Source organism: Streptomyces sp. NBC_00344 (assembly GCF_036088315.1).
Taxonomy (GTDB): Bacteria; Actinomycetota; Actinomycetes; order Streptomycetales; family Streptomycetaceae; genus Streptomyces.
Window position 1 is genome coordinate 1,217,543 of record NZ_CP107996.1, and the last position, 17,050, is coordinate 1,234,592.

13 protein-coding genes are annotated in these 17,050 nt (G+C 70.8%); 6 read left to right on the top strand and 7 right to left on the bottom strand.

Translation table 11 applies throughout. The features are described from left to right. The first annotated feature begins 2 nt into the window (after positions 1 to 2). Together glgX and treY are read left to right on the top strand one after the other, a co-directional pair. Positions 3 to 2,138: a glycogen debranching protein GlgX gene (glgX, locus tag OHS16_RS05590; RefSeq protein ID WP_328536050.1), complete on the top strand. Its 2,136-nt coding sequence runs from the start codon at positions 3 to 5 to the stop codon at positions 2,136 to 2,138. A gap of 54 nt (positions 2,139 to 2,192) precedes the next feature. Continuing rightward, positions 2,193 to 4,577, top strand: a complete 2,385-nt coding sequence (gene treY / locus OHS16_RS05595) for a malto-oligosyltrehalose synthase (RefSeq protein ID WP_328536051.1) — start codon at positions 2,193 to 2,195, stop codon at positions 4,575 to 4,577. Here the strand turns inward: treY and OHS16_RS05600 are convergent. The 3 genes from OHS16_RS05600 to OHS16_RS05610 form a co-directional block, all read right to left on the bottom strand. Then, the gene (locus tag OHS16_RS05600; protein ID WP_328536052.1) at positions 4,537 to 5,550 is read right to left on the bottom strand and encodes a cytochrome P450; all 1,014 of its coding nucleotides are present in this window, start codon (positions 5,548 to 5,550) and stop codon (positions 4,537 to 4,539) included. The genes treY and OHS16_RS05600 overlap by 41 nt on opposite strands. Before the next feature lie 314 nt (positions 5,551 to 5,864). Continuing rightward, positions 5,865 to 6,428 carry a DUF1707 and FHA domain-containing protein gene (locus OHS16_RS05605; protein ID WP_328536053.1) on the bottom strand — a complete coding sequence of 188 codons (564 nt, stop codon included), beginning with the start codon at positions 6,426 to 6,428 and terminating at the stop codon, positions 5,865 to 5,867. A gap of 178 nt (positions 6,429 to 6,606) precedes the next feature. Beyond that, entirely contained in the window at positions 6,607 to 7,992 is a 1,386-nt protein-coding gene (locus OHS16_RS05610; RefSeq protein WP_328536054.1) for a GH1 family beta-glucosidase, read from the bottom strand. A gap of 101 nt (positions 7,993 to 8,093) precedes the next feature. On the opposite strand from OHS16_RS05610, the gene treZ reads away from it, so the two are divergent. Continuing rightward, the gene (gene treZ / locus OHS16_RS05615) at positions 8,094 to 9,839 is read left to right on the top strand and encodes a malto-oligosyltrehalose trehalohydrolase (RefSeq protein ID WP_328536055.1); all 1,746 of its coding nucleotides are present in this window, start codon (positions 8,094 to 8,096) and stop codon (positions 9,837 to 9,839) included. 14 nt (positions 9,840 to 9,853) lie between these two features. On the opposite strand, the gene OHS16_RS05620 is transcribed toward treZ, so the two are convergent. Beyond that, complete coding sequence (locus OHS16_RS05620) at positions 9,854 to 10,978, bottom strand: aminopeptidase P family protein (RefSeq protein ID WP_328536056.1); 1,125 nt, start codon at positions 10,976 to 10,978, stop codon at positions 9,854 to 9,856. A gap of 137 nt (positions 10,979 to 11,115) precedes the next feature. Between OHS16_RS05620 and OHS16_RS05625 the strand changes: the two genes are divergently transcribed. Next, positions 11,116 to 11,505 carry a VOC family protein gene (locus OHS16_RS05625; protein WP_328536057.1) on the top strand — a complete coding sequence of 130 codons (390 nt, stop codon included), beginning with the start codon at positions 11,116 to 11,118 and terminating at the stop codon, positions 11,503 to 11,505. A gap of 34 nt (positions 11,506 to 11,539) precedes the next feature. Beyond that, positions 11,540 to 13,021 carry a hypothetical protein gene (locus OHS16_RS05630; RefSeq protein WP_328536058.1) on the top strand — a complete coding sequence of 494 codons (1,482 nt, stop codon included), beginning with the start codon at positions 11,540 to 11,542 and terminating at the stop codon, positions 13,019 to 13,021. Between the two features lie 172 nt (positions 13,022 to 13,193). Here the strand turns inward: OHS16_RS05630 and OHS16_RS05635 are convergent, their stop codons facing one another. Next, complete coding sequence (locus tag OHS16_RS05635; protein ID WP_328536059.1) at positions 13,194 to 14,057, bottom strand: class II fructose-bisphosphate aldolase; 864 nt, start codon at positions 14,055 to 14,057, stop codon at positions 13,194 to 13,196. A gap of 3 nt (positions 14,058 to 14,060) precedes the next feature. Beyond that, the gene (locus tag OHS16_RS05640) at positions 14,061 to 14,945 is read right to left on the bottom strand and encodes an SIS domain-containing protein (RefSeq protein ID WP_328536060.1); all 885 of its coding nucleotides are present in this window, start codon (positions 14,943 to 14,945) and stop codon (positions 14,061 to 14,063) included. A 126-nt stretch (positions 14,946 to 15,071) separates the two neighbouring features. Between OHS16_RS05640 and OHS16_RS05645 the strand changes: the two genes are divergently transcribed. Next, positions 15,072 to 15,857, top strand: coding sequence for a DeoR/GlpR family DNA-binding transcription regulator (locus tag OHS16_RS05645; protein WP_328536061.1), 786 nt, complete (start codon positions 15,072 to 15,074; stop codon positions 15,855 to 15,857). On the opposite strand, the gene OHS16_RS05650 is transcribed toward OHS16_RS05645, so the two are convergent. Next, positions 15,844 to 17,037: a Gfo/Idh/MocA family protein gene (locus tag OHS16_RS05650; RefSeq protein WP_328536062.1), complete on the bottom strand. Its 1,194-nt coding sequence runs from the start codon at positions 17,035 to 17,037 to the stop codon at positions 15,844 to 15,846. The genes OHS16_RS05645 and OHS16_RS05650 overlap by 14 nt on opposite strands. Between the last annotated feature and the right edge of the window lie 13 nt (positions 17,038 to 17,050).

Below are 17,050 nucleotides of genomic sequence, written 5' to 3' on the forward strand. Positions count from 1 at the left end.
CCATGCAGGTCTGGCCGGGACAGACATACCCTCTCGGCGCCACGTACGACGGCGCCGGAACCAACTTCGCGGTCTTTTCGGAGGCCGCCGACCGAATCGAGTTGTGCCTTCTGCACGACGACGGTTCAGAGACAGCGGTGGAGCTCCGCGAGACGGACGCCTTCGTCCGCCACGCCTACCTGCCCGGGATCATGCCCGGTCAGCGGTACGGATTCCGGGCGCACGGCCCCTATACGCCGGAGAGCGGGCAGCGCTGCAACTCCGCGAAGCTGCTTCTCGACCCCTACGCCAAAGCGGTCAGCGGGCAGGTCAAGTGGGACGAGTCGGTCTACGGCTACCACTTCGGCCGGCCGAACTCGCGCAACGACCTGGACTCGGCGCCGCACACGATGACGTCGGTGGTCGTCAACCCGTATTTCGACTGGGGCGACGACCGGCTGCCGCGGACGCCGTACCACGAGACGGTGCTCTACGAAGCCCACGTCAAGGGCCTGACGATGCTTCATCCCGGCCTGCCGGACGAGATGCGGGGAACGTACGCGGCACTCGCCCATCCGGCTGTCATCGAACATCTGACCGAACTCGGCATCACAGCACTGGAACTGATGCCGGTTCACCAGTTCGTCAACGACCACAGGCTGGCCGACGCGGGACTCTCCAACTACTGGGGATACAACACCATCGGCTTCTTCGCCCCGCACAACTCCTACGCCTCCTGGGGGGACCGCGGCGAGCAGGTGCTCGAGTTCAAGCAGGCGGTACGGGCCCTGCACGAGGCCGGGATCGAGGTGATCCTCGATGTCGTCTACAACCACACGGCGGAGGGCAACCACCTGGGCCCCACGCTCTCCTTCCGGGGCCTGGACAACACCTCCTACTACCGGCTGACCGACGACCCCCGCTACTACATGGACACCACGGGCACCGGCAACAGTCTGCTGATGCGCTCCCCGCACGTACTCCAGATGATCATGGATTCGCTGCGGTACTGGGTCACCGAGATGCACGTCGACGGCTTCCGCTTCGACCTCGCGGCGACCCTGGCCCGCCAGTTCCACGAGGTGGACCGTCTCTCCTCGTTCTTCGATCTCGTGCAGCAGGACCCGGTGGTCTCCCAGGTGAAGCTGATCGCCGAGCCCTGGGACGTCGGCGAGGGCGGCTACCAGGTGGGCAACTTCCCGCCGTTGTGGACCGAGTGGAACGGCAAGTACCGCGATACGGTCCGGGACCTGTGGCGCGGCGAACCACGGACCCTCGCGGAGTTCGCCGGACGGCTGACCGGCTCCTCCGACCTGTATCAGGACGACGGACGGCGTCCGCTCGCCTCCATCAACTTCACCACCTGCCACGACGGCTTCACCCTGCATGACCTGGTCGCCTACAACGACAAGCACAACGAGGCGAACGGCGAGAACAACCGGGACGGCGAGAGCCACAACCGGTCCTGGAACTGCGGGACCGAGGGCGGGACGGACGACCCGGCCGTACGGGAACTGCGCGACCGTCAGATGCGTAACTTCATGGCCACACTGCTGCTCTCGCAGGGCGTGCCGATGCTGAGCCACGGCGACGAGTTCGCCCGTACCCAGCAGGGCAACAACAACGCCTACTGCCAGGACAGCGAGCTGGCCTGGGTCGCCTGGCCGGACCCGGCACAGCCTGCCTCCGGCGACGGCGCCGAGGGCACACTGCTCGACTTCACCCGTGCGATGGTGGCCCTGCGCAGGGAACACCCGGTCTTCAGACGGCGGCGCTTCTTTCACGGCCGCCCGGTGGAGGGCACCCATGACGAGCTCTCCGACATCGCCTGGTTCACCCCCGAAGGCGGCGAGATGGTGCAGCGCGACTGGCAGGCGGCCCACGCCAAGGCCCTGACCGTCTTCCTCAACGGCAACGCCATTTCGGAGCCAGGCACCCGCGGCGAGCGGATCGCGGACGACTCGTTTCTGATGATGTTCAACGCGAGCGCGGAGGAGATCGAATTCCTGGTACCGGTGAATCACGGCCGGCAGTGGGAGGTCGTCGTCGACACGGCCCGTACGGAGGGTGTCCCGCCGGGGCAGGGGCCGAAAGTCGACGCCGGTGACCGGATCACGCTGATCGGGAGGAGCCTGACCGTGCTGAAACGGCCGGCCTGACGGTCGGTGGGCGCGCGGTGACAGGGAGCCGCAAAACGGGGTACGTAGGTTCTTATGACGCCCACTGCGACGTACCGGCTCCAGATCCAGCCGGAGTTCCCCTTCTCGGCCGCCGAGAAAGCAGTGCCGTATCTCGCTGCCCTCGGCGTGTCGCATCTCCATCTGTCGCCGGTCCTGGACGCGGTGCCCGGCTCCACCCACGGCTATGACGTGGTCGACCACACCCTCGTACGCGAAGAGCTCGGCGGCGAGAAGGGCCTGCGGTCCCTGGCCAGGGCCGCACGGACACACGGGCTCGGCCTGGTCGTGGACATCGTGCCGAACCACATGGCGGCGGCCCCCCGTTTCAACCGGCAGCTGTGGGAAGTGCTCCGCGAAGGGCCCGCGTCGCCGTACGCGCGCTGGTTCGACATCGACTGGGAAGCCGGCGGCGGCAAGGTGCTGCTGCCGGTGCTGGGGCACCGCATCGGCGACGAACTGGGAAGGCTGTCCGTCGACGGAGATGTGCTGCGCTACTACGGTCACGCCTTTCCGCTGCGCGAGGGCACCGCGAATCTGCCGCTGCCCGCACTGCTGGATGCGCAGTGGTACCGGCTGGCCTGGTGGCGGCTCGCCCGTACCGAGCTCAACTACCGGCGTTTCTTCACCATCTCCGACCTGATCGGCCTGCGCGTCGAGGATCCCGAGGTCTTCGCCGCGACCCATGCCAAGATCCTGGAGCTGATGCACGACGGCGTGGTCGACGGGCTGCGCGTCGACCACCCGGACGGCCTCGCGGATCCGGGCGGATACCTCGGCCGGCTGGACGAGGCGACCGGCGGCCGCTGGACGGTGGTCGAGAAGATCCTCACCGGTGACGAACAGCTGCCTGCCGACTGGCCGGTCGCCGGGACGACCGGCTATGAAGCCCTGCACCGGATCGACGGACTGTTCACCGACCCGGCAGGCGCGGACGAGCTGGCCCGCCGCTACCGGGACTTCACCGGGTTGCCGGCGGACCGGGGCGGTCACTGGGAAGCGACGGTGCGCCGGGCGGCGTACGAGGTGATCACCCATGAGCTGGCCGCGGAGACGGCGTTCCTGGTCCGTACGGCGGCGCGGATCTGCGAGGCGGACCCCGCGCTGCGCGACCATGCGCCGTGGGCGCTGCGGCTGGCGCTGCGCGAACTGCTGGTGCGCCTCACCGTCTACCGGCCGTATGTGACCGCCGGCGGCCCGACCCCCGGCACGGCGGATGCCACGCTGGACGAGGAGACGGTGCGGCAGGCCGTCGCCTCCTTCTCCGTCGACGAGGAGTCGTCGGCCGTCGGTGTCGTACGGGGTCTGGCGCTGGGCAGACTGGGCGGCGGACAGGACAGGGCCACCTTCTGTGCCCGTTTCGCGCAGACCGCTTCGGCGCTGCGCGCCAAGTCGGTGGAGGACACCGCCTTCTACCGGTACACCCCGCTGATCCCGGCCGGGGAGGTCGGCGGTGATCCGGGCTCCCCCGCGACGAGCCCGGCGCAGTTCCATGCGTTCTGCGCCCGCCGTGCCCGGGACTGGCCGGCCGGCGGAACCGTCCTCACCACCCACGACACCAAGCGCAGCGCCGACGTCCGGGCGCGGATCGCGGTTCTGACCGAGTGTCCGGCACGGTGGGCGGAGCTGCTGGGCCGGCTGACCACGCCCGCGCCCGACCCACAGGTGGCCTGGGCGGCCTGGCAGACCGCCCTCGGGTTCGGAGCACCCGATCAGGAACGGCTCGGGCCCGCCCTGCTGAAATCCGTCCGGGAGGCCGGTCTGCGCACCAGCTGGACCGAGCAGAATCCGGAGTACGAGCAGGCGGTCGCCGATTTCGTGGCCGCAGGACCGGCCGGGCCCGCGTATGTCGCGGTCGCCCGGTTCTCCCGAGGGCTCGATCCGCACGCGCGGGCGAATGTGCTCGGTGCCGCACTGGTCCATCTGACGATGCCCGGGGTGCCCGACCTCTACCAGGGAACCGAGGATGTCTACCTCGCGCTGATGGATCCCGACAATCGCCGGCCGATGCGCCCGGTGGGCCCTCCCGGCCCGTCCGACACGGCCGACCGCCCGGATCTCTCGGCGGAGAAGTGCGCGATGACTCGGACGGCGCTGCTGCTGCGCCGCGAGTATCCCGAGGTCTTCGGAGAGTCGGGCAGCTATGCGCCACTGACCGCCGAAGGACCGGCCGGCGACCACTGCCTGGCGTTCTGCCGCTCGGGAGAGGTCGTCACGGCGGTCACCAGACTGTCGCTGCGGCTGGCGGACGCGGGCGGGTGGCGGGACACCGCGCTGCCGCTGCCGGCCGGTGTGTGGAGCGATCTGCTGCATCCGGAGCGGGAGTTCACGGGCACGGTGGCCGTGCGGGATCTCTTCGCCGGGCGGCCGGTCGCGCTGCTCAAGCGGGCCGCACCAGCAGAGACCGGGGCGCGCGGGTGAGCACCCCGGTCTCGACCGGCCTGAAGCCTTCGGCCCAGCGCATCCCGGGCATGGCGTCGAACAAGGCCCGCAGCCCGTACTGCGCCTGAAGTGCGGCAAGCCGCGCCACCGGGCAACCCGGCGGGCCGAAGGTGAGCTGTCCGGGGTCGGCACGGAACAGATCGAAGCGGTCGGGGCCCGCGAAGCGTGCCGGGTCCCGGCCGGCAGACCCGATCAGGCAGGCCACGGCGGCGCCGGCGGGCACGGTCCCGCCGGCCAGCTCCATGTCCTGCACCGCCCTGCGGACCAGGACATGGACCGGCGGATTGCGGCGCAGCGACTCCTGCCAGGCACGCGGGATCAGTGCCGGGTCCGCGCGTACCGCGGCCAGCTGATCGGGATGGTCGAGAAGGCTCGCGACGAGCGAGGCGAGCGCCCTCTCGGTGACGCCGACCCGGTCGGCGAGCAGCCCGGCCAGCCAGGCGGTGCCCTCCCCCTCCCGTTCCCGGACCGGTCCGACGCGCGCGTGCAGGGTGGCACGGTCGACGCGGGCGATCGCGTCATAGGGCAGACCGGCGGCGGTAGCGACCACTCCGGCGGGCAGCCAGCTGCAGAACTCGGCCACCAGATCGGCCTCGCGCCGCCTGGCAAGCCTGCTGGCCAGGACGAAGGCGGTTCTTTCCACGATCTGCCCGAAGACGAGCGTCATGGACTCACGGACCGCTCGGGGCGCACCCGCGAGAGGGGACGCACACCGGCTGTCACCCGGCTCGCAGCAGTCGGTGGAGCGCGGGCGGGCGAGCCTGACGTCGGCGAGCGCCGCGGCGACATCGGTGTACCGGCTCACCAGGTAGGCGCCCAGATGGGGGTCGTAGGCCAATGGGCGGTACTCGCGCAGGGTGCGGTAGAAGTGGTACGGATCGCTGCCCAGGCCCAGAACATGGGGAAGATCCGGAACGCCGGTCTGTATCCCCGCGGCCGGGTCAGCGGCCATCGTGTCACCGCCCGTGTCTCGGTACGCCGCCGTGCGGCGCTGGTGCTCCCAGCCGACCACCGAAGGCCCGGGCCCGCAGCCGGCGCAGGGCCGTCCGGGTGACGGCGCAACGCCGGCTGCGGACGTCCGGCGAAGGCCGCGGCCGGGCCGGTCAGCTCGACACGGAAAAGGCCGCCGGCCCCCGACGCCGGGCCGGATCGGCCCGCAGCGCCACCCAGTCCCCGCCGACCGTGTCGCGTACGGCATACGGCGACACCCACGCCGGCCGCCGCCCCGGGTCGCCCGTTCATCCCGATGCCGGCCGGGCAGCACGCTCAGCCGGACGACAAGCGGAAGCCCATCCGTCCGAAGCTCACCGAGTCCCCGTCCCGGACCACCACCGCTCCCGTCACCCGGCGGCCGTTCACCGTGGTGCCGTTGGTCGATCCGAGGTCGCGCAGCACCCACACCCCGGCCTGCACCCCGAGTTCGGCGTGGATGCGGGAGACCGTCTCGTGGTTCAGCCGCAGTCCGTTGACCGGATCGCGGCCGATACGCAGCGGATACGGTCCGGGGGCCGGCAGCAGCAGTTTCGGCAGCCTCTCCGATGTCCAGGCCCCGCGCAGCCGCTCCGAGAAGGCGGACATCCGGCCGACCGCGCCGAAGAGCCGCTGTGACCAGCCGCGCGTGCTCCCCAGGTCCGCCGTGAGGACGACCAGTTCGTCGGACCTGCGGGCCGCCAGCGCCAGTTCCATCCGCCGCATGAAGGTGTCGGGCGACAGTCTGCCCTGCGCGGCACCCTCCCTGAGTACGCCGAGGACACGGTCGCGCTCGGCGTCGGAAAGCCGGGCGGAAGCCGTGTGGGGCTCGTACGCGGGGGACTCGGAAGAGGACGTCACACAGGTGATTGTCGGGCCGGGCGGGCAGAGGTGTCCAGATGGGCCCTCCTTTCCGCCAGTCGTGTGACCAGCCCGGACGGCGATTGTTACGGTCCGCGGACATCACACGGCCCGGGAGCAGGCCCGACCGCCGCAATCGCGTTCGGACGGACCGGGTGCTCCGGCCGGGTGCGGGCGGTCACCCTGGCAGGGGACGCCTGAGATCCCTCTGGGCGCGGATCACTTCCCGGTACCAGTGGTACGAGTCCTTGGGGGTGCGCCGCATGGTCGGGTAGTCGACATGGACCAGGCCGAAACGCTGTGCGTAGCCCTCGATCCACTCGAAGTTGTCGGTGAGCGACCAGGTGAAGTAGCCGCGGACATCCAGCCCTTCGGCCATCGCCGCGTGCAGGGACCGCAGATGGCCGTCCAGGAACGTGATTCTGCGGGCGTCCTCGATGCCGTCGTAGCTGCACCCGTTCTCCGTGATGCAGAGCGGCGGCAGCCGGTCCCCGTAGCGCCTCTTGAGCCCGACGAGCATGTCCCGCAGCCCGTCGGGTACCACCGGCCAGCCGAAATCAGTCGTCTCGTAGCCCTCGATCTTCCGTATGCCGAAGGGCAGTTCACCCGGCATCTCGAACCCGGAGAAGGAGTCGAGGGCCTGAGGCGCGGGGGCGCCGACGAGGGTGGGGTTGTAGTAGTTCACCCCGTACCAGTCGAGCGGGGCCGAGATGATGTCCAGGTCGTCGGCGACCGGGCCGGGCATCAGGGCGGCGAAGTTCTCGTCCGGGTAGGCGCCGGTGAGCAGCGGGTCGGCGAACAGCCAGTTGGAGATCGTGTCGTACAGCTCGGCGCCGAACCGGTCCTGCTCGCTGTCGGAGGCTGCCAGGACGGGGGTGTGCGAGACGGCGATCCCGATGTCCGCCGCGCCGGCCGCCCGCAGCGCAGCGACGGCCAGACCGTGGGCGAGCAGCTGGTGATGAGCGGCGGGCAGGGCGTCGAAGAGCAGCTTCCTGCCGGGGGCGTGCTCGCCCAGCGCATAGCCGAGGAGGGTCACCTCTGCGGGCTCGTTGATGGTGATCCACATCGGGACCCGGTCGGCGAGCCGCCCGGCGACCGTGCTCGCGTATTCGGCGAACCGGTGGGCGGTGTCCCGGTTCAGCCAGCCGCCCGCCTGCTCCAGGGGCAGCGGGGTGTCCCAGTGGTAGAGCGTCGGCACGGGGGTGATGCCGTGCGCGCACAGTTCGTCGACCAGCCGGTCGTAGAAGTCGAGACCGGCCGGGTTGACCGGCCCGGTCCCGCCGGGAACGACGCGCGGCCAGCTGACGGAGAACCGGAAGGCCCCGGCGCCCAGAGCGGCGAGCAACGCGACATCCTCGCGGTATCTGTCGTAGAAGCCGGTGCCGAGCGAGCCGTCGCTGCCGTCCTTGATCCGTCCGGGCCGCCCGGCGAACTCGTCCCAGCCGGAAGGCCCCTTGCCGTCGGTTCCCGCAGCTCCCTCGGTCTGGAATGCGGATGCCGAGGCACCCCAGAGAAAGCCGGGCGGGAAGGCGGGCAGCGATCCGGGCAGCGGCGGCAAGGTCATGGCTCGCGACCCTAATGGCCGGAGTTCGCTCGCTCCAGCCCCCGGTCTTGCCAAGATGAGACCGGACGGACCGTCAAAAGGGCCATCACGAGGGGGACCGCGTGCTGTTCGAGGTATGGGCGCCGGAGAAGAACCTGGTCACGCTGCATGTGGCGGACAGGGTGCTCGGCATGGAGCGCGACCCGTCACGGGAGGGCTGGTGGACGGTCGGCACGGACGCCGCCGAAGGGAACCACTACGGCTTCTCGCTCGACGGCGGGCCCGTGCTGCCCGACCCGCGCTCCCGCCGGCAGCCGTCCGGGCCCGACGGGCTCAGCGCGGTCGTCGGCCACGACGCCTACGAATGGCGCACCGAGTGGCAGGGGCGGGCGCTGCCCGGCGCGGTCATCTACGAACTCCACATCGGCACGTACACCACGGAGGGCACCTTCGACGCGGCCGCGGGACGGCTGGACCATCTCGCGGCTCTCGGCGTCACCCACATCGAGCTGATGCCGGTCTGTCCGTTTCCCGGCCGGCACGGCTGGGGGTACGAGGGGGTGTCGCTGTGGGCCGTGCACGAGCCGTACGGCGGGCCCGAGGGGCTGAAGCGCTTCGTCGACGCCGCCCATGCGCACGGCATCGGCGTGGTGCTCGATGTGGTGCACAACCACCTGGGTCCTTCCGGGAATTATCTCCCCGCCTACGGACCGTATTTCACGGACACCCATCAGACGCCCTGGGGCTCGGCCGTCAACCTCGACGCACCCGGCTCCGACGAGGTCCGCGCGTATCTGCTCGGGAGTGCGCTGGCCTGGCTGCGCGACTACCGGCTCGACGGACTGCGCCTAGACGCCGTCCACGCGCTGGCCGACACCCGGGCGCTGACCTTCCTGGAGGAACTGTCCGCTGCCACCGACGCACTGGCCGTGGAGCTGGGCAGGCCGCTGTTCCTGATCGCCGAGTCCGATCTCGGCGATCCGCGCACCACGACCCCGCGCACGTCGGGCGGGCTCGGGCTGCACGCCCAGTGGAACGACGACTTCCACCACGCCCTGCATACCGCGTTGACCGGTGAATCCCAGGGGTACTACGCCGACTTCGCGAAGGCGCCGCTCCGCTCGCTCGCCAAGACGCTCACCCGGGTGTTCTTCCACGACGGTACGTACTCCAGCTTCCGGGGCCGGACGCACGGCCGTCAGGTGCACCGTACTGCGACGCCGGCGCACCGGTTCCTCGGCTACGCGCAGACCCACGACCAGGTCGGCAACCGTGCGCTCGGCGACCGGCTCTCGGAAGACCTGGCTCCCGGGCTGCTGGCCTGTGCCGCAGCGCTGGTGCTGACGAGTCCCTTCACCCCGATGCTTTTCATGGGTGAGGAGTGGGGCGCGCGGACCCCCTGGCAGTTCTTCACCGATCACACGGACCCGGAGCTCGCCCAGGCCGTACGGGACGGCAGGCGACGTGAGTTCGGGCAGCACGGGTGGTCGGAGGCGGACATCCCTGATCCGCAGTCCCCGGCGACCCGGGAGCGTTCCTGCCTGGACTGGACCGAGCCGGAACAGGGCCCGCACGCGAGGCTGCTCGGCTGGTACCGGGAACTGCTCGCACTGCGGCGCACCCAGTCCGACCTCGTCGACGAGGACCTCGCCGCGGTCAAGGTGGCCTACGACGAGGAGGCTCGCTGGCTGGCGTTCCGCAGGGGTGATCTGCGGATCGCGGTCAATCTCGGCAAGAGCTCGGCGGAGATCCCGCTGAACGGACGCGGCAGCCGGATTCTGGCCGCCTGGGACGCGGTCCGCCCGCCGGGGGACGACGGTCTGCTGCTGTTGCCGCCCGAGTCCTGTGTCGTACTGGCCGACTCGTGAGTGTGCCCCCTTCGCTACTCGACGACCGCCAGCTCGCGTGAGGTGGTGTTCAGCCGCCGGCCACCGTTCGCGGTGACCGTGACGATGTCCTCGATCCGGACACCGAAACGGCCGGGCAGATAGATCCCCGGCTCGACGGAGAAGCACATCCCGGGGACCAGGGGCCGTTCCTCGCCCTCGATCATGTACGGCGGTTCATGGGTGGTGACGCCGATACCGTGGCCGGTGCGGTGGATGAACTGCTCGCCGTAACCGGCATCGGTGATGACCGCCCGCGCCGCCCGGTCGACGTCCTGGCACGCCGCACCGGGCCGCACGGCTTCGCACCCGGCCTGCTGGGCCTCCCGTACGACGTCGTGCACACGCTGCTCGTCGGCGTCCGGCTCGCCGACGTGCACGGTACGGGAGGTGTCGGAGCCGTAGCCGTGCTTGAGGCCACCGAAGTCGAGAACCACCATGTCGTGGGGGGCGATGACCCGTTCACCCGCCTCATGGTGCGGATTGGCTCCGTTGGGGCCCGATCCGACGACCGTGAAATCCACCTGGGAGTGACCTGACTCCAGCAGCAGCGCGGCCAGATCACCCGCCACATCCGACTCCCTGCGGCCGGCGAAGCGGACCTTGAGAATCTCCTCGTACACCGCGTCGGCCGCCGCACCCGCCGCCTCGAGCCGGGCCAGCTCGGCCGGGTCCTTCACCGCGCGCAGCATCGGCAGCGCTTCGGTCAGCGCGGTGTACATGCTGTCGGGGCGGGCTCTCTGCAGGCCCAGGAGATGCAGTGCCCAGGTGTTGTCGCTGACCGCGAAGCGGCGGCCGACGCCGAGCAGCGGGGCGGTGATCCCGTAGGGATCCGTGCCGTCGGTCCAGTCCAGCAGGGTGAGCGCGGGTGCCCCTGCGGCATGCTCGGCGTCGGCTGCCTCCAACGCGGGTACCACGAGCACCGGGTCGCGGTCCGCTGCGACGACCAGCAGGGTCAGCCGCTCGGTGGCGGCGGTCGGCCGGTACCCGGTGAGGTGGACCATGTCGGGCCCTGGCGCGACCAGCACTCCGTCCAGTCCGGCGTCGGCGGCGCTCTGCGCGGCGCGGGCCATCCGGGCCCGGTAGTCGTCAGCGGTGAACGGGGCGGGTTCGAGAGACATGGCCCCATCCTGCCGGGCCCGTTGCCGGTATGCGACACCATCGGCCCGACTCTGCTCCCGGCGGCCCGCGAGCGGTGGTCGTGTCTGTCCGCCCGGCTGTGCCGGATCCGGGCCGTGATACGTATAACCTCTGGGTCATGTCCCGCATCGCACTGATCACCCTGCTCGTCCGTGACTACGACGAGGCGATCACCTTCTACTCCGGTTCGCTCGGCTTCGCCCTGGTCGAGGACACCGACCGGGGCGACGGCAGTCGCTGGGTGGTGGTAGCACCGCCCGGCAGACAGGCCGGGCCCGGCCTGCTGCTGGCCCGGGCGAAGAACGATGCGGAGCGCACCGCGGTCGGCGGCCAGACCGGCGGCCGGGTCGGCTTCTTTCTGCACACCGATGACTTCACCCGTGATCACGCCAGGATGGTGAGCGCCGGCGTCCGCTTCCTCGAGGAGCCGCGCCACGAGCCGTACGGCTCGGTCGCCGTCTTCGAGGACCTCTACGGCAACCGCTGGGATCTGCTGCAACCGGCGTGAGAGGTATGTCGGACATGGCTGTTACGTTTCCTCTATGACGGTTCACGGACGTGCGTTCGGTCTGCTCGCGGCGCAGCCCGCCCTCGCCGGACTGGCGGCCCGTTCCTTCGGTTTCGACCTCCGCCGCGCCGGACACGGCGGGGCGGTACGGCTGGCGTCCGGTGCCCCGCTGGAGCCGATAGCCGGGGACGACACCGGCGGCACGTACTTCGTGTGCGGTGGAGGCGCCGTGCTGTACGCCGACCGCGAGGGCCGGGCCGGGGTGATCGGCGACAGTCCGGACGAGGCGCTCGAACTGCTGGTCGGGCTGCCGTGCTGGCACGATCTGCTGCACCTCTCCCCCGCGTCAGGAGAGCGACGGCTGCTGGCCGAAACAGCCGGCGTGGAGCAGGAGAGACGGGCGGACGTACCCGAACTCGACACCGATCGGGCGCGGTTGCGTGCCGCTCTCGGTTTCCCGGACCGCTCCCCCGTCGAGCTGATCAGCCGGATGCACTCCGCACTGCTGCGGACCGAGCCGGATCATGTGTTGCTCGACTCGGCCGAGGGGCTGGCCCACTCGCTGCTCGACCCGCACCCCCGGGCGCCGCTGCGGGAGACGGTACTGGCGCCGGGCCGGGCGGATCTGGCTCGTCTGCGTGCGGACCCTTCGAGTCCCGACGCGGTCGCCGGGGAGGGCGCCCGGCGTGCGACCGTACTGCGCGCGGCGCAGTTCGACCGGCAGCAAGGTGATCTTCCCCTGCTCCGCCGTCTGCTGGCGTGCGAGGCTGCGGAACCGGCAGCGGGCGAGGAACTGCGGCTGGCCGTTGTTCTGGTCGGGCTGCACGGCAGCGCCGACGACCTCCCGCTGCTGCGTGAGATCGGTGCGTCGAAGTCCGCCGGAGGGTGGGGTTGGGGACTCTCCGGGATCACGGAAGAACCCGAGCGGCTCGCCGGATGGGCGCGTGCGACGGACGAGGCGCTGTTCGGTGCGGACCCCGCGCGCGAACCGGCGCTGACCTGGATTCGCCTCGCCAGACGGCAGGGGCGTACCGAGCATGCCCGGGTGGCACTGCTGAGGACCCTCGACACCACAGGCCCGCACGCCGGGCCCCTGCGGGTGCTGAGTCTCGAACTCGAGGCGCTGGGCGACCACTTCCAGGCAGCGCGCGCCCAGTACGGACACGCCTGTCTGCAGGAGACACCCTGGGACCGGGCTTCGGCCTGGCGGAAACTCGCCGAGCTGCAACGGCTGACGGGAGATCTGCAGACCGCCTGGCAGACCCTGGGGCAGATCCCCGGCATGCTGGACGCGGATGCCACGGGCCGGCCGTGGCGCCGCCTCGGGCTCGGCCGGCTGATCGCCGCCGAGCACTTCGAACTCGCCCTCGCGGCGGCCAGGTCGAAGCTCACCCGCATCGCCCGTGAGTCACTCAGCGCCGGCACGGATCTCCGGTCGGGGATGGGGAAGCCGGCGCAGCGCAGCCTGGGCATGCTGTCCCAGGAGGCCAAGTGGGCCGTGGCAGGCCTCGCCTGAGCTCATCGTGCACCCGCCAGGGCTGTCGGAGCGCCCTGTGGGTGTTCGAGAAGTCCCGGCCGCCCTGCGGCCGGCGCTGCTTCCCGGACCTGGCCCGGCCGCCCACACCGCGCCGGAAACAGCTCCCCCCGCCGGGACGGCCGGCGCGCCCCGCCCACCGCTCGCCGCGGATCTACGCGGCCGCGGCGGATCCGAGCAACGCGATCAGTTCGCCGGCCGTGGCGGCCATCGCCAGACGCCCGGCCTCGAGATACTTCCGGGAGTCGACCGCCTCCGGCTGGGCGGTCAGCACCTCCCGGATCGCTCCGGTCATGGCGATGTTCAGCGCTGTGCCGATGTTGACCTTGGCGATGCCGCCGCCGACGGCCGCCGACAGCTCGGCATCCGGCACACCCGATGAACCGTGCAGCACCAGCGGGATGTCCAGACCCGCCCGCAGCCGGCCGAGCAGTTGATGGTCGAGAACGGCGGTCCGGGAGGTCATGGCGTGCGAGCTGCCTATCGCGACGGCCAGCGCGTCCACCCCGGAATCGGCCACGAACGCACGCGCCTCTTCCGGCCCGGTACGGGCACCGGGGGCATGCGCGTCCAGCGGCGCCGCACCGTTCTTGCCGCCCACCTCGCCCAACTCCGCCTCGATCCACAACCCCCGGGTGTGCGCCCAGTCGGCCGCCTTCCGGGTGGCTGCCAGATTCTGCGCATAGGGCAGATGCGACGCGTCGTACATCACCGAACTGAACCCGGCGTCGGCCGCCTGCCACAGCAGGGCATCGCTCTTCACATGGTCCAGGTGCAGTCCGACCGGCACGCCGGCGAGACGCGCCGCCTCCGCGGCGGCGCGGGCCAGCGGGAGCAGCTGGCCGTGGCGGTACTTCACCGCGTTCTCGCTGATCTGCAGGATGACCGGGGCACCGGCAGCCTCGGCTCCCGCGATCACGGCCTCCGCGTGCTCCAGGGTGATGATGTTGAACGCGGCCACCGCGCCGCCCCGGGCGGCGGCGTCGGCAACCAGCGCTCCGCTCTCGGCAAGGGGCATCGCTCAGCCCTCGTCGAGGATGACGGAGCGGGTGAGGTGGCGCGGCGCGTCCGGGTCCAGGCCACGGGCCGCCGCGATGGCGACCGCGAGGCGCTGCGCCCGCACGAGTTCGGCGAGCGGGTCGAGGCCGCCGGCCACCCACATACCGCCGGTGGCCTCGACCTGCTTCCGAAGACCGTCGGGCGACTCGCCGAACATCCAGGTGGCCGTGCCACGGGTCGTGATGCTGATCGGGCCGTGCCGGTACTCCATGGCCGGATATGCCTCGGTCCAGGACAGCGATGCCTCACGCATCTTCAGCGCGGCCTCCTGCGCGAGACCGACGCTCCAGCCGCGGCCCAGGAAGGTGAACTGCGAGCAGTCGACCAGCCCTTCGGGCAGCGGCCCGGCGAGCGCCGTCCGCGCGTCCGCCACCACGGCATCGGTGTGCAGGCCGAGGTGGGCGCGCAGCAGGGTGAGGGCGGTGGTGGCGAACCGGGTCTGCACGACGGACTGTTCATCGGCGAAGTCGAGCACCACGACGTCGTCGGCGGCGTCCATGACGGGTGTCCTGGGGTCGCCGGTGATGGCAGTCGTACGTGCCTTCCCCCGTACCGCGGAGAGGAGTTCGAGCACCTCGGTCGTGGTTCCCGACCGGCTCAGCGCGATCACCCGGTCGTAGTCCCGTCCGAAGGGGAACTCCGACGCCGCGAAGGCATCCGTCTCACCGAGCCCCGCTCCCTCACGCAGGGCAGCCACGGCCTGGGCCATGAACCACGAGGTCCCGCAGCCGACGACGGCCACCCGCTCCCCCGGCGACGGCAGGGCCGCCGACTGACGTGCGGCCAGACCGGCTGCGCGTTCCCAGCACTCGGGCTGACTGGTCAGCTCGTTCTGGACATGGCTCATGCTCGATTCCACTCCTCAAGTAAATGCTTATTTCTGCAAGATACTGCGTTCTTTCAAGCACAATCAAGCATTCAGACATTTCTGGGTTAAGGTCACAACGTTCGGCCGAAGAGGAGAGTGCGAGAGATGTCCCAGTCCCGCGACGCACGCTGGAAGGACCTTCTGGAACTGCTCGTCGAGCAGGGCCGCCTCGACGTCGAGGAAGCCGCGGCGGCACTCGATGTCTCCGCCGCCACCATCCGCCGCGACTTCGACCAGCTCGCACAGCAGCAGATGCTCGTGCGCACCCGGGGCGGCGCCGTCGTACACGGCGTCAGTTACGAGCTGCCGCTCCGCTACAAGACGGCCCGGCACGCCTCCGAGAAGCAGCGCATCGCCCAGGCCGTCGCCGGGCTGATCACGACCGGCGAGGCGGTCGGCCTGACCGGCGGAACCACCACGACGGAGGTCGCCCGAGCCCTTGCCGTCCGTCCCGACCTGGCGTCGGGCACCCCTGCCCTCACGATCGTGACCAATGCGCTGAACATCGCCAACGAGCTGGCCATCCGGCCGCAGTTCAAAATCGTGATCACCGGCGGAGTGGCCCGTCCCCAGTCGTACGAGCTCACCGGCCCCCTGGCGGACGGCGTCCTCGGCCAGATCACCATGGACACCGCTGTCCTCGGTGTGAACGCATTCGACGTGGCCCATGGGGCGGCAGCCCACCATGAGGACGAGGCGGGCATCAACCGGCTGCTGTGCGAACGCGCCGAGCGGGTGGTCGTCGCCGCGGACTCCAGCAAGCTCGGCACGCGCGCCTTCGCCAGGATCTGCACCACGGACCAGGTCGACATCCTGGTCACGGACACCGGCATCGGTGAGGACATGACCGCTCTCTTCACCGACGCCGGCATCGAGGTCATCGCGGTGTGAGTGCCCCGTCACGCCGCTGGCCGGAGGCGAAGTAGTCGACCAGGACCGGGTCGAGCGGCGGCACGTCGTACGGCACACCGCTCTCGCGCAGCGACCGGGTCGCCATGACACCGGCGGCCACACTCATCCTGGCCGCCACGGGGGAGGTGTCGGTAGCACCGCCCTGTCTGGCGAAGCGGCAGAACTCCGCGACGATCCGCTGGTCCGCCCCGCCGTGCGAGCCCTTCGAGTCCGGTACGCGGTGCACGGCGTCGGCGTCCGAACGGTAGCCGGAGGGCCCGGTGTTCCAGACCCTGACCTCGTCGCCCGGCCGGTCCCCGAAGTTCTCCAGCCGCCCCTCGGTCCCGATCACCGTGTAGTTGCGGAAGTAGTCGGGGCTGAAGTGGCACTGCTGGTATGCGGCGAGCACTCCGTTGTCGAGCCGCATGTTCATCATGGAGACGTCCTCGACGTCCACCACGTGGTTCAGGTCCCTGCGCGCCGACGGAGGCCAGTCGAATTCCCGCAGCCAGCCGTCCGGGCGCGGCGTTCCCGGCGCCCTGCGGGGCAGGTCGCCGTACATCATGAGCTCGCCCATGGCGTTCACCCGCGACGTGTAACCGCCGGCCAGCCAGTGCACGACGTCGATGTCGTGAGCGGCCTTCTGGAGGAGCAGCCCCGTGGTGCGGCGGCGGTCGGCGTGCCAGTCCTTGAAGTAGTAGTCGCCGCCGTACGACACGAAGTGCCGTACCCACACGGTCTTCGGCTCACCGATGTCGCCGCGGACGATGAGGTCGCGCATCAGCCGCACCACGCCCATGTGCCGCATGTTGTGACCGACGTACAGCCGGGTGCCGCTCTCGTGGGCGGTGCGCAGGATGGTGTCGCACTGCGCGACGGTGATGCCGAGGGGCTTCTCGACGTACACCGGCTTCCCTGCCCGCAGCGCGTCGCAGGCGACGGCCTCGTGGGTGTCGTCGGGGGTGGCCACGATGACCGCATCGATAGAGGCGTCGTCGAGCAGCCGCCGGTGGTCCGTTACCGCGATCGCGCCCGCGTACCGCTCGGGCACCGTGGCCCGTACGGCCGGATCGGTGTCGGCGACGGCCGCCACGACCGAGCCGGCGCCGGGCCGGTGCGCGGCGTCCGCGAGGTTGGCGCGCAGGCCGAGGCCGATCACTCCGATACGGAGGTCTTGCATGATGCTCCTTGCA

Excerpts from the sequence above, each read along its gene's own strand:
- OHS16_RS05625 (WP_328536057.1), top strand. The coding sequence starts at position 11,116 with ATGTCCCGCATCGCACTGATCACCCTGCTCGTCCGTGACTACGACGAG.
- treY (WP_328536051.1), top strand. The coding sequence starts at position 2,193 with ATGACGCCCACTGCGACGTACCGGCTCCAGATCCAGCCGGAGTTCCCC.
- OHS16_RS05640 (WP_328536060.1), bottom strand. The coding sequence starts at position 14,945 with ATGAGCCATGTCCAGAACGAGCTGACCAGTCAGCCCGAGTGCTGGGAA.
- OHS16_RS05620 (WP_328536056.1), bottom strand. The coding sequence starts at position 10,978 with ATGTCTCTCGAACCCGCCCCGTTCACCGCTGACGACTACCGGGCCCGG.
- OHS16_RS05610 (WP_328536054.1), bottom strand. The coding sequence starts at position 7,992 with ATGACCTTGCCGCCGCTGCCCGGATCGCTGCCCGCCTTCCCGCCCGGC.
- OHS16_RS05630 (WP_328536058.1), top strand. The coding sequence starts at position 11,540 with ATGACGGTTCACGGACGTGCGTTCGGTCTGCTCGCGGCGCAGCCCGCC.
- OHS16_RS05650 (WP_328536062.1), bottom strand. The coding sequence starts at position 17,037 with ATGCAAGACCTCCGTATCGGAGTGATCGGCCTCGGCCTGCGCGCCAAC.
- glgX (WP_328536050.1), top strand. The coding sequence starts at position 3 with ATGCAGGTCTGGCCGGGACAGACATACCCTCTCGGCGCCACGTACGAC.
- OHS16_RS05645 (WP_328536061.1), top strand. The coding sequence starts at position 15,072 with ATGTCCCAGTCCCGCGACGCACGCTGGAAGGACCTTCTGGAACTGCTC.
- OHS16_RS05635 (WP_328536059.1), bottom strand. The coding sequence starts at position 14,057 with ATGCCCCTTGCCGAGAGCGGAGCGCTGGTTGCCGACGCCGCCGCCCGG.
- OHS16_RS05600 (WP_328536052.1), bottom strand. The coding sequence starts at position 5,550 with ATGGCCGCTGACCCGGCCGCGGGGATACAGACCGGCGTTCCGGATCTT.